The sequence below is a fragment of the Pectinatus brassicae genome (assembly GCF_014201835.1).
Lineage (GTDB): Bacteria > Bacillota > Negativicutes > Selenomonadales > Selenomonadaceae > Pectinatus > Pectinatus brassicae.
The window spans coordinates 148266-158425 of record NZ_JACHFH010000002.1 but is presented as its reverse complement, the minus strand read 5'-3'; the positions used below and the strand labels follow the sequence as shown (position 1 = coordinate 158425).

General features: G+C 37.7%; 9 protein-coding genes and 5 tRNA genes. 3 read left to right on the top strand and 11 right to left on the bottom strand.

All coding sequences use genetic code 11. The annotated features are described in order from the left end of the window. Positions 1 to 93: 93 nt before the first annotated feature. The 10 genes from HNR32_RS01735 to HNR32_RS01690 form a co-directional block, all read right to left on the bottom strand. Positions 94 to 639: a beta-class carbonic anhydrase gene (locus HNR32_RS01735; RefSeq protein WP_183859048.1), complete on the bottom strand. Its 546-nt coding sequence runs from the start codon at positions 637 to 639 to the stop codon at positions 94 to 96. A 14-nt stretch (positions 640 to 653) separates the two neighbouring features. Then, positions 654 to 1124, bottom strand: a complete 471-nt coding sequence (locus HNR32_RS01730; RefSeq protein WP_183859047.1) for a YcxB family protein — start codon at positions 1122 to 1124, stop codon at positions 654 to 656. A 26-nt stretch (positions 1125 to 1150) separates the two neighbouring features. Then, positions 1151 to 1651, bottom strand: a complete 501-nt coding sequence (locus HNR32_RS01725) for a YcxB family protein (protein WP_183859046.1) — start codon at positions 1649 to 1651, stop codon at positions 1151 to 1153. A 57-nt stretch (positions 1652 to 1708) separates the two neighbouring features. Then, complete coding sequence (locus tag HNR32_RS01720) at positions 1709 to 2995, bottom strand: adenylosuccinate synthase (RefSeq protein ID WP_183859045.1); 1287 nt, start codon at positions 2993 to 2995, stop codon at positions 1709 to 1711. A gap of 232 nt (positions 2996 to 3227) precedes the next feature. Next, positions 3228 to 4520 (bottom strand): adenylosuccinate lyase, encoded by a 1293-nt coding sequence (gene purB, locus HNR32_RS01715; protein ID WP_183859044.1) that lies wholly within the window; start codon positions 4518 to 4520, stop codon positions 3228 to 3230. Between the two features lie 133 nt (positions 4521 to 4653). Beyond that, a tRNA-Phe gene (locus HNR32_RS01710) sits at positions 4654 to 4729 on the bottom strand. A 47-nt stretch (positions 4730 to 4776) separates the two neighbouring features. Beyond that, positions 4777 to 4853 (bottom strand) — tRNA-Asp (locus HNR32_RS01705). Positions 4854 to 4861: 8 nt separating this feature from the next. Continuing rightward, a tRNA-Val gene (locus HNR32_RS01700) sits at positions 4862 to 4937 on the bottom strand. Between the two features lie 6 nt (positions 4938 to 4943). Further along, positions 4944 to 5018 (bottom strand) — tRNA-Glu (locus HNR32_RS01695). A gap of 171 nt (positions 5019 to 5189) precedes the next feature. Next, positions 5190 to 6407 carry an LCP family protein gene (locus HNR32_RS01690; protein WP_183859043.1) on the bottom strand — a complete coding sequence of 406 codons (1218 nt, stop codon included), beginning with the start codon at positions 6405 to 6407 and terminating at the stop codon, positions 5190 to 5192. A gap of 284 nt (positions 6408 to 6691) precedes the next feature. On the opposite strand from HNR32_RS01690, the gene lysA reads away from it, so the two are divergent. Both lysA and HNR32_RS01680 read left to right on the top strand, forming a co-directional pair. Then, positions 6692 to 7951 (top strand): diaminopimelate decarboxylase, encoded by a 1260-nt coding sequence (gene lysA, locus HNR32_RS01685; protein WP_183859042.1) that lies wholly within the window; start codon positions 6692 to 6694, stop codon positions 7949 to 7951. A 10-nt stretch (positions 7952 to 7961) separates the two neighbouring features. Next, entirely contained in the window at positions 7962 to 8747 is a 786-nt protein-coding gene (locus HNR32_RS01680; RefSeq protein ID WP_183859041.1) for an HAD-IIB family hydrolase, read from the top strand. Between the two features lie 119 nt (positions 8748 to 8866). Here HNR32_RS01680 and HNR32_RS01675 read toward each other — a convergent pair. After that, positions 8867 to 8943: transfer RNA gene (locus HNR32_RS01675), tRNA-Pro, on the bottom strand. Positions 8944 to 9099: 156 nt separating this feature from the next. Here HNR32_RS01675 and HNR32_RS01670 point away from each other — a divergent pair. Next, on the top strand, positions 9100 to 10092 hold the full coding sequence (locus HNR32_RS01670) for a pyridoxal-phosphate dependent enzyme (protein ID WP_183859040.1): 993 nt from the start codon (positions 9100 to 9102) through the stop codon (positions 10090 to 10092). Positions 10093 to 10160 lie beyond the last annotated feature (68 nt).

Sequence of the window (10160 nt, the reverse complement as noted above, 5' to 3'; positions counted from 1 at the left end):
ACTCTTTTTTCGGATTTATTTTGTGAAAAATTAAAAATAAACACAAAAAAAGAGCTGTGGACAAAATGATTTCTCATTTTGTCACAGCCCCTTTTATTTATCATAGCCGTTTACCAATAGTGTCAGTTCACCTGAATCGGGATCCACAATAAAACCGTGAACTGGAATATCATTAGGCAGATAAGGGCTGTTTTTTATATTTTGGACAGAATAAAGTACATTTTGTGCTGGCTGCTCAAATTTGTCAGCCCAGTTATTTAAATCTGGTAAAATGTTTTTTATAGCAGTATCATTGATGCTGTTTTTTGTCATTTTTGTTTGCAGGCTGGTGGCAGTAGTGTTTTCCATCCCGCAGTTTTTATGTCCAACGACAATGATTTCCCGAACTTCTAATTCGTAAATACAGACCATAAGGCTTTTTATAACATCGTTTAAATTATCGTCGACAACGTTGCCGGCAATTTTTATAAACTTTACATCCCCACGCTTTATACCCATGGCCGGCTCTAAAAAATCAACAAGACGTGTATCCATGCAGGAAATAACAACGGCATGCCAACGGGGTATTTTATCGATTTTCTCATATGCTGCCTTGGTAAAAGCTGAATTAGCCTGAAGTACTTTTTTTACAATGTCCATAAAAATCAACCTCTTTATTTTTTTTTAGGAATATGCTCGTTGATAAAATCGGAAAATTTAGCTATGTTTCCTTTGCTGAAGCCCTTTTTTTCGATAATGAAAGCACCGCGGTGCTTAGTGAAAAATAAATAGAAATAATCATCTCTTTCTACGAGCTTATTGATGGTCTCGTAGGTAATTTTTTCTCGGTTATTATCAGTTTCTACATACATGTGGCGTTCATAAAAACGCAGCTTTAAAGAATTGCCATTTCTTTTAACTAATATTAAAGAACTAATAAAACTCGAAAAGAAATACATAATAACCATGGCCACGATGAACATAAGAACGCGTTCCCAGGAATGGTTATTGTTATACTCTAAAGCACTGATAAGTACTAAAACCAGTAAATATACCCATATTTGTCGATGAATGTTGACATAGTTGACAAAATCACGGCAATTTTTTTTGGTGAAATGGGTTTCAGTAATAAATTTTTCATTCATAAAATATCAAATCCTGACTATTTGAATTAGGAACGTAATTTTTGTTGTATAAATATATTAAAATCGGCAGCAGTACCGATAACGAAAGTGTTCTTGTCCAATACATACATAGTGGTATCAGCAGAACGCGTACTTATAAAGAAATATTTATTAGTTTGCTGCACTTTTTTTATATCATTATAAGCTATTTTCATTATTTTGTGAGAATTGTTTATAATTAACTCATCATCGTTAAAATTGATATTTAAAGTGATATCACCATTTTGCTGATACATTTTTTTGCCGATGAACCAGGGAGCAGCTAATATGGCAGCTGTTAGAGCTAACCCAGGGATAAAACCAAAGCTTAAGCTAAAAGCTTCGGAGAAAGAATGACCCAGCAATATATAACCAGGTAAAGTGGCAAGCAGCAAAATTCCAATGATCAAGAAACAAATAAATATCGGATTGTGCCATATGATATATTTGGCGCAATCCATGCAAAGCTTTTTGGTTAGAGTAGTTTTTACTGTAAAATTATTATTCATATTTGTTTTTAGCAAAAAAAGGCATTATAATAATGCCGTTTTGCTAATCCTCATTGATTAAAATATATTTTCCGCACAGACGATAGTTTGGTCACGATTTGGACCAACTGAAACAAATCCGATTTCTACTTCGGCAACTTCAGCTAATCTTTTGAGATAAACTTTAGCCTGTTCAGGTAAATCTTCATATTCTCTAATAGCGGTAGTGTCGGTATTCCAGCCTTTGAAGGTTTCATATACCGGTTCTACTTCACCGAATACGCGCAAATTAGCAGGCATTTCATCAATAATTTTGCCATCATGTTTATAGGCTACACACATTTTTATTTCATCAAAATGATCTAAAATATCGAGACGGGTTATTGCTAAATAATCAAGGCTGCCCAAATAACCGGCATATTTAACAACACAGCCATCAAGCCAACCGGTACGGCGTGGTCTGCCGGTAACAGTACCAAATTCATGACCGACATTGCGGATTTTTTCACCGATATCGTTTAATTGTTCAGTTGGGAAAGGCCCTTCACCAACACGAGTACAATATGCTTTAACAACACCAACGGTAGTATCAATTTTTTTCGGACCAACGCCAGCACCAACGCATACACCACCGCTGATTGGATGTGAAGCAGTAACATATGGATATGTACCATAATCAATATCAAGCATGGTAGCCTGAGCGCCTTCAAATAAAACTTTTTCGTTGTTTTTAATGGCACGATTAAGATATGATGGAGTATCAATTACGAATGGGCGTAATTTTTCAGCATATGCGGAATATTCTTCAAAAATTTCATTATAATCCAGTGGGGCATGATTATAAAGCGCCTTGAGTTCGTTATTTTTCATTGCTAAAATAGTTTTTAATTTGTCAGCAAATGATTCACTGTCGATTAAATCGCACATTCTGATGCCGATACGACGGTCTCTATCCATATAGCATGGTCCGATACCACGTTTGGTTGTACCAATTTTTAAATTGCCGCGGCTTTCTTCTTCCAGCCCGTCCATTAGACGGTGGTAAGGCATAACGACCTGAGCACGGTTGGAGATAAGATAATCAGCAATTTCTATGCCTTCTTTTTGCAAAGAGGCAATTTCTGCTAAAAGTACTTCTGGGTCAAAAACGACACCATCACCAACAACACAGGTTTTTCCCTTATAAAGAATACCAGAAGGCATAAGGCGTAGTTTGAATTCTTTGCCATCAACGCTGACGGTATGGCCGGCATTGCTGCCCCCTTGATAACGTACGACTATATCAGATTGCTCAGCAAGATAATCAACAATCTTACCTTTACCTTCGTCGCCCCACTGAGTTCCTGTAACAACAACTGTTGACATATAAATCCCTCTTTCTATGACAATCGTTAGATTATCATTGTCAATTAATTATGATTATGCAGCATTTTTATGATTGACATATTGCAGGTAAATAGTATTATGCAATAAATAAAGTTCTCACTGTATTAGAAATATAATGCAGCAAGAACTTATTATCCAGAGGACTTAGCAATGTGAAGATTAACAAAAATAACGAAGCTGCAGATAGCTAAGTCATTGGATAAAAGATATATTAAATACCGAAACGGCTTAAGATCATATCAATATGGCGTAAGAACCATTTATAATCAAAGCAATTGTCGATTTCTTCTTTAGTTAGATATTTAGAGATATCGGGGTCATTTTCAATATTAGTGCGGAAATCTTCACCGGCCATCCAGCGCTTCATTGCGTTTCTTTGAACCCATTTGTAGGCATCTTCACGTAAAACCCCTTTGCTTACTACAGCAAGCATTAAACGCTGGCTGTAAATAAGACCGCCGGTTTTATTGAGATTGTCCATCATAGCATCAGGATAAACAAGAAGTTTATCAATGATATCAGTGAATTTACGTAAGCAGTAATCAACATTTATCGTGCTGTCTGGCAAGATAACTCGTTCTACGGAAGAATGTGAGATGTCACGTTCATGCCAAAGAGTAATATCTTCAAGTGCAGCAAGGGCATTACCACGAACAAGACGAGCCATACCGGAAATTCTTTCGCAGGTGATAGGATTACGTTTGTGCGGCATAGCGGAGGAACCTTTTTGTCCAGGACTGAAATATTCTTCCGCTTCACGAATATCAGTTCTTTGCCAGTTGCGGACTTCAGTTGCAAATCTTTCCAATGAGCTTGAAGTAATAGCCAGCATAGTCATATATTCGGCATGACGATCACGTTGTACAACCTGAGTTGCAAGTGGAACAGGGGTAAGACCGAGTTTTTTGCAAACAAGTTCTTCAATGCGTGGATCTATATTAGAATACGTGCCAACAGCACCGGATAATTTACCCACAGCGATGTTTTCACGAGCGTTTTCGATACGTTTTAAATCACGGCCTAATTCAGAATACCAAAGGGCAAATTTTAAACCTAAGGTCATAGGTTCAGCATGAATGCCATGAGTACGTCCGATGCAAGGGGTATGACGATGTTCATCAGCACGACGTAATAAAACTTCGCGCAGTTTTTTGATATCAGCAATAATAAGATCAGCTGATTTTTTCATCATAATACCAAGAGCAGTATCTTTTACGTCACTAGAAGTAAGCCCTTTGTGAATATACTTGGAGTCATCACCAACATATTCAGCTACATTTGTGAGGAAGGCAATGATATCGTGATTAGTTACTTTTTCGATTTCTTTTACACGCGGTAAGTCAAATTTAGCTTTAGCACGAATGTTTTTTGCAGCTTCCATTGGAATCTGACCAAGTTCAGCCATTGCTTCGCAGGCAGCTATTTCTACATCCAACATAACTTCAAATTCATGTTGCAGGGTCCATATGTTACCCATTTCAGGATTTGTATAACGTTCAATCATCTAGCTGTGTCCTCCTAAGACAAAAAAATATACGGGGGTTTATTTTACCCCCGTATATCATAGCATTGACCGCTTAGCATGTCAATTTAAAACCGTCGCGATATTTTATTTGAAAATCATTATTTGCAATAAATGGTGCCTCAGAGCGGAATCGAACCACTGACACGGGGATTTTCAGTCCCCTGCTCTACCGACTGAGCTACCGAGGCAAATTTATTAAAAAAAATAACATGGCTTTCCATGTTATATACTTAAATGGCGACCCGAAGGGGACTCGAACCCCTGACCTCCGCCGTGACAGGGCGGCATTCTAACCAACTAAACTACCGGGCCAAATATTATGGTGGGCGATAACAGGATCGAACTGCTGACATCTTGCTTGTAAGGCAAGCGCTCTCCCAGCTGAGCTAATCGCCCATAATATGGTGACGCCTATGGGATTCGAACCCATGAACCCGCCGTGAAAGGGCGGTGTCTTAACCGCTTGACGAAGGCGCCATATTGTGCTCGGTGAATATCTCTCGGTCACGAGCAAAAATATTGTATCATGCTGACAAAAAAAATGCAAGGGGTTTTTAAAAAAAAGTAAAATAAAATTTTATTAAACAGTAAAAATAAGTCTGCCACACCTTAATGAAAATGTGCAGCAGACTCGTTTTTTCAATGGTACTAGTTTTTGCCGATAGAACTATTGCCGCGGCTTGGACCAGTAGCAGGTATTGGATTATCAGCAGGACTGGTGTTGTTAGCCGGAGCAGCAGAAGGCTCACTCGTTTCACTTTTTGTAGAGGCTGAAGGTTGAGTTTTTTCTGAAATGGCTGCATCGTCTTTTTTCTTAGTCTTTGATGTTTTGGCGGAAGTTGATTTTTCTTCATTAGGCTGGTGGATAATTGTAGCCTGTGCCGGAGCAAGAGTTGCTGTTGAAGGAACAGAGTTTTTATATTCACGGTCAGCTTGTTCCATTGAGTTGCGGATAGCTGGTGTAATATCTACATCAAGAGTGTCAGCTAACGCTGAGCGTAATTTAGTAATGTCAGGAATCCAGTAGCTGATGCCATTTATATACATAGGGGTACCAGGAACCATAGCTGTTTTTAAGCCATTGTCATGTGATTCTTTTAAGGAACCGAAAAAGGCCAGCAGCTGGCGAATTGACATATCGGTTTTAACAGCAGCAAAAACCTCGGTAACTATAGCTGGTATACGAGGAATGATCGATGGTGATAAAACCTTATCCATTACTGCTTTCATAAATTTCTGCTGGCGGCCGATACGTCCGATATCACCTTCGGTATCACGATAACGTACATAGGTAACGGCTGTTTTACCGTCCATATGCTGCATGCCAGGCTGTAAGTTAATATGCAGACCGCCGTTGTCATCCCACGGGTCATTGTAATACATGCGTTTTTCAACGTTGATATCGATGCCGCCGATGGCATCGATTATTTTTTGGAAGGCCTCAATATTGATAATAATATAATGGTCCATAGGAACGCCAAGAAAATTTTCTACAGTTTCCTTGGAAAGGTTGTGCCCGCCGTAGGCATAGGCAGCATTGATTTTGTCCCAGCCATGATTGCGTATTTTTACACGAGTGTCACGGGGAATCGATAAAAGAGCGGCCTGATTTTTGTCAGGATCAACAGTAGCAATCATTAATGTATCACTGCGTCCCACATCATCATGACGAGAATCAACACCCATTATCATGATGGTGGCTTTGTTGCCAGCAACGAGCATGCCTTCTTTTTTTTCTGTGGGCTTATCATTGGAATAGCCGAAGAAAGTAGCAAAAAAGGCTCCGGCACCAGCAGCGATTAGAAAGACGAGGACAACTAATATTATGGGGACTAACATTTTTTTCTTTTTTTTCATATTTTCCATATAAGTATACTCCGATGTTAAGAGATTTTAAAAAATAATATATAATCTTAAACTTAGATATTGGTTGTAAATCAATTTGAAAGTAAAGACAGTACTTATTATAAGTATTGTTTTTGATTAAGGCAATAATTTTTAGCAATGTAAATAAAATAAATAAAAGTAAAACTGGAAATGTTAACATATTTACAGTTGCTGAAATTGACATGGTTTTTTTCTCGATGGTATAATATGTTAATATATTATTATTGTAAATTAAAAATATTGTAATGAAGGAGAATGCTTTAATGGCAGACAAAAAATTCCCCTTAGGGGTTAAGGAACTTAATAAAATTATAGAAAAATATCCGACACCTTTTCATATTTATGATGAAAAGGCTATTCGCAGCAATATGCGACGATTGTCTAAAGCATTTTCATGGGCACCGGGCTTTCGGGAATATTATGCGGTAAAAGCAGCGCCAAATCCACGCTTGCTGCAAGTTTTAAAAGAAGAAGGTGCGGGGGCAGACTGCAGCTCTTTGCCGGAATTGCTCTTATCGGAAAAAGCTGGGATCATAGGTGAAAAGATTATGCTTACTTCAAACGATACCCCGGCTGATGAATTTCAAAAGGCAATCGAATTGGGGGCAATAATTAATCTTGATGATATTTCCCATATTAATTATCTAGAAAAAAACGCCGGATTGCCTGAAGTAATATCGTTTCGCTATAATCCAGGATCAATAATAGAAGGTAATGATATTATTGGGAAGCCAGAAGAAGCTAAATATGGTTTGACCCGTGAACAAATATTCGAAGCGTATAAAATTATGCAGGATAAAGGGGTAAAACGTTTTGGCCTGCATACAATGGTAATATCCAATGAACTGCATGATAATGCATTTGTGGCTACCGCAACAATGATGTTTAAACTGGCAGTTGAATTAAAAGAAAAATTAGGAATAAGGGTTGAGTTCATTAATTTGGGCGGTGGCATTGGTATTCCTTATCGCCCGGAAGAGAAACCTGTTAATTTGGAAGCCGTTGGTCTGGGCATCAAAAAAGTTTATGAGGAAATACTAGTGGCTGCTGGTCTTGCTGAAGTAGAAATTGCTTTTGAATCTGGACGTGCTATAACGGGGCCATATGGCTATTTGGTATCGACGGTACTGCATGAAAAAAGGACTTATAAGGACTATATCGGTCTTGATGCCTCTATGGCTAACTTGATGCGTCCAGGGATGTATGGAGCCTATCATCATATTGTAGTTGCCGGCAAGGAAAATGATGAATGTACAAATGTATATGATGTGACTGGGTCGTTATGTGAAAACTGCGATAAATTTGCGATTGACCGGAAATTACCTAAAATAAATATTGGTGATAAAGTTATTATTTTCGATACAGGTGCACATGGCCATTCAATGGGCTTTAATTATAATGGCAAACTGCGCAGTGCCGAATTGTTATTGCGAGAAGATGGTTCGGTAGAAATCATCAGACGGGCAGAAACAATTGACGATTATTTTGCCACATTGACAGGTTTTGAAAACAGCTTGATGTAGGAGTGGTTTTATGAAGATTGCAGCTAGTGATTTTGATGGTACATTATATTTCCCACCAGATCATTTTCCCGGCAAAAATGGTATAGCGGAGGCTGATGTTATGGCTGTCAGCAAATGGCGGCAGGCCGGCAATATCTTTGGCATTGTAACAGGGCGTAATTATCAAGGGCTATTGCGGGACAGTAACCGTTATGGGATGGAATTCGATTTTGCAATTTGTTTGACTGGTGCAGTAATATATGATGAAGAAATGAGACCCTTAGAACAAAATCCTATTGATAATATTGTCAGCCGGGAAATTTTATTATTGCCATTATTGTTGGAAAGCCGTCATATTGCCTGTTTTACAGCCTATGAAACATATGTTTGTATACAGTCGGATGAGTCGTGGTTTAAAAGTATGATAAATCCTTCTAAATATACTGAGATAGATTTTTTTATGGCTGAGTGCCTAAAAGGCATTTGCCAGATAAGTCTGCAATATAGTGATAAGAAAAAGGCCGCAGAAATAACAGCACAGATAAATAAAATGGCTATTGGTGTTAGTGCCTATCAAAATATGACTGCAATCGACATAGTTAAGGATGACACCAATAAATTTGTCGGACTTAATAAATTATTACAAATGAATAACTGGCATAAAAATGAAATCATCACTATTGGTGATGGTGATAACGACTTACCGATGATAACAAAACTGAATGGTTTTACAGTAGAATCAGCCAGTGACAATGTAAAATGTGCTGCAACCAGAGTATACAAAAATGTTGCAGCATTGCTTAATGATAAATATTAAAAAAGAAGCACTCTATAGTAACACTTTATTAGTGTATAGCTATAGGGTGCCTCTTCATTTATAGTAAAAAAATAAAAGCTATCTCTGCGAGATAGCTTTTTAATGACCAAATTATTATTTGGTCGGAGCAGCAGGATTCGAACCTGCGACCCCCTGGTCCCAAGCCAGGTGCTCTACCAAACTGAGCCATGCCCCGAACACGAGTTATATTATATAATGATAATGATATATAAGTCAATACTATTTTTAAAAAAAATTTAAATAAATATAATGTGGATAACTGATAAACAACAGGGGATTAGTTAAAAAAAGCGAATAGTATAGTTATAAAAGATGAATGGCGGTGAATAAGATGCATTTTTATTGCGAAAAATGTAAGAAAGAATATCCTTTGAATGCTTTACAGTATGAATGTGATTGCGGTGGTTTATTTAGATTATATAAAGATTCCAGTAATGAGATACCACATTTAGTATCTATTGGTGAGATAGAAACACCAATGTTAGAGACGAGCTTTGAAAGTATCGGCAGGGTTTTTCTAAAAATGGAGCATATGCAGCCTACAGGTTCCTTTAAAGCACGTGGTGCATATGCTTTGATAAACCAATTAAAATATATGGGTATTGATAAAATTGTTGAAGATTCATCAGGTAATGCCGCTACCGCTATTGCCGCCTATGCCGCGGCTGCTGGCATAGACTGCGATGTTTATATTCCAGAAGAAATTTCATCAAATAAGCTGCATTATATAAAGAGCTTTGGCGCTCATATTCATGTAAAGAAAGATCGAACGGCTGCCGGGCGGGCGGTACGTGAAGCAGCTAAGAATACATATTATGCCTCACATATATATAATCCGCTCTTCTTTGAGGGAATAAAATCACTAGCATATGAAATATATAAACAATTAGGTAATAAAATTCCTGAATATATTTTTGTTCCTGCTGGCAATGGAACGATGCTGCTGGGTCTTTATTATGGCTTTGAGGAAATAGGGGCTCTGCCAGCATTTATAGCAGTACAAAGTGAAAAATGTAATCCTATATATGCGGCATTTAAGCGCAAAAAAGTAATTCAGGAGGCATCAATAGCCACTGCGATTAATATCGCTGAGCCACGTCGCTTGAAAGAAATTTTAATGTGCATAAAACGTAGTTTTGGCAATGTGCTGACTGTTTCAGATGCGGAAATATATGAGGCACAAATGGCTATCGGGAAAAAAGGTATATATGTCGAACCAACAGCGGCTTGTTCCCTAGCCGGCGCATTAAAATTCTTTAAAAAGGGTAAGCCAGACAATTATAATGTTATTTTACCATTAACAGGGACAGGCATGCTGTCTTAGCGGATAATTATATAAAATATAATATTTTCTCCCAAAATGTTATAAATTCTATTAATAAAAGTGTTTTG

Coding starts and splice junctions, on each gene's coding strand:
- HNR32_RS01730 (WP_183859047.1), bottom strand. CDS start 1,124: ATGAATGAAAAATTTATTACTGAAACCCATTTCACCAAAAAAAATTGC.
- HNR32_RS01680 (WP_183859041.1), top strand. CDS start 7,962: ATGAAGATTGCAGCTAGTGATTTTGATGGTACATTATATTTCCCACCA.
- HNR32_RS01720 (WP_183859045.1), bottom strand. CDS start 2,995: ATGTCAACAGTTGTTGTTACAGGAACTCAGTGGGGCGACGAAGGTAAA.
- purB (WP_183859044.1), bottom strand. CDS start 4,520: ATGATTGAACGTTATACAAATCCTGAAATGGGTAACATATGGACCCTG.
- HNR32_RS01670 (WP_183859040.1), top strand. CDS start 9,100: ATGCATTTTTATTGCGAAAAATGTAAGAAAGAATATCCTTTGAATGCT.
- HNR32_RS01735 (WP_183859048.1), bottom strand. CDS start 639: ATGGACATTGTAAAAAAAGTACTTCAGGCTAATTCAGCTTTTACCAAG.
- HNR32_RS01725 (WP_183859046.1), bottom strand. CDS start 1,651: ATGAATAATAATTTTACAGTAAAAACTACTCTAACCAAAAAGCTTTGC.
- HNR32_RS01690 (WP_183859043.1), bottom strand. CDS start 6,407: ATGGAAAATATGAAAAAAAAGAAAAAAATGTTAGTCCCCATAATATTA.
- lysA (WP_183859042.1), top strand. CDS start 6,692: ATGGCAGACAAAAAATTCCCCTTAGGGGTTAAGGAACTTAATAAAATT.